Annotated in this window: 1 protein-coding gene; it reads left to right on the top strand. The window is 57.5% G+C overall.

The genetic code is table 11. The annotated features are described in order from the left end of the window. Positions 1-1,061, top strand: a 1,061-nt coding sequence (locus M1V25_RS10255; protein ID WP_498843222.1) for an NAD-dependent epimerase/dehydratase family protein, incomplete at its 5' end; no start/stop codon positions are given. Between the last annotated feature and the right edge of the window lie 32 nt (positions 1,062-1,093).

Genomic DNA, 1,093 nt, shown 5'->3' with positions numbered 1-1,093 from the left:
CTTATTACACCATGAAAACCGTCCTCATCACCGGTTCGTCCGGCCTCATCGGCTCCGAAGTGAGCCTCTTCTTTGCAAAAAACGGTTGCGCCATCCATGGTGTGGACAACAACCAGCGCGCCGTCTTTTTTGGACCGCAAGGAGACACCCGCTGGAACCAGGATCGGCTCGCCCAAGCCATCCCATCCTACACCCATCACGAACTCGATATCCGTGACCGACAGAGGGTCATCGACCTCGTCGCCACCATCCGGCCCAACGTGATCATCCACACTGCGGCACAGCCGTCCCATGACCGCGCCGCCGCCATCCCCTTTGACGACTTCGACACCAACGCCGTCGGCACCCTCAACTTTCTGGAGGCCGCCCGCCGCGCGTGTCCGGAATCGCCCTTCATCCACATGTCCACCAACAAGGTATATGGCGACCGGCCCAACACCCTACCCCTGGCCGAACTTGAAACCCGCTGGGACTACACCGACCCCGCCTATGCCGAAGGGATCTCCGAGAATTTCTCCATCGACCAGAGCAAACATTCCCTTTTCGGTGCCTCCAAAGTGGCAGCCGACGTGATGGTTCAGGAATACGGGCGTTACTTCGACATGCCCACCTGCTGCCTGCGTGGAGGCTGCCTCACCGGCCCAAACCACTCCGGCGTCGAACTTCACGGATTCCTCAGCTACCTCGTAAAATGCAACCTCGAGGGCCGCGAATACAAAGTCTTCGGCTACAAAGGCAAACAGGTCCGGGACAACATCCACTCCGAAGATGTGGCGCGCTTTATGTGGGAATTCACAATGGCCCCTCGTGTCGCCGAAGTCTATAACTTGGGAGGAGGCAAAGCCAACTCCTGTTCGATCCTCGAAGCCTTCCAAATCGCCGAACGCTTTTCCGGCCGGCCACAAAAGTTTTCCTACCTCGACGAAAACCGCATCGGCGACCACATCTGCTACTATAGCGATCTCCGCAAAATGCAGTCCCATTATCCCGCGTGGGGCATCACCATCTCGCTGGAGGAAACGATCAGGCAGATCGTGGAAGCGTGGAAGAAGCGAATTTAGCGCGGATTCGACGGAAGCAACCTAAGAAAAAG

Origin of the sequence: Candidatus Nebulibacter yamunensis (assembly GCF_024208055.1) — a bacterium.
In the GTDB taxonomy this organism is placed as follows: Bacteria; Pseudomonadota; Gammaproteobacteria; order Francisellales; family Francisellaceae; genus Caedibacter; species Caedibacter lacustris.
Note: the sequence above shows the minus strand (reverse complement) of the source record. Positions and strands in the feature narration are given on the sequence as shown.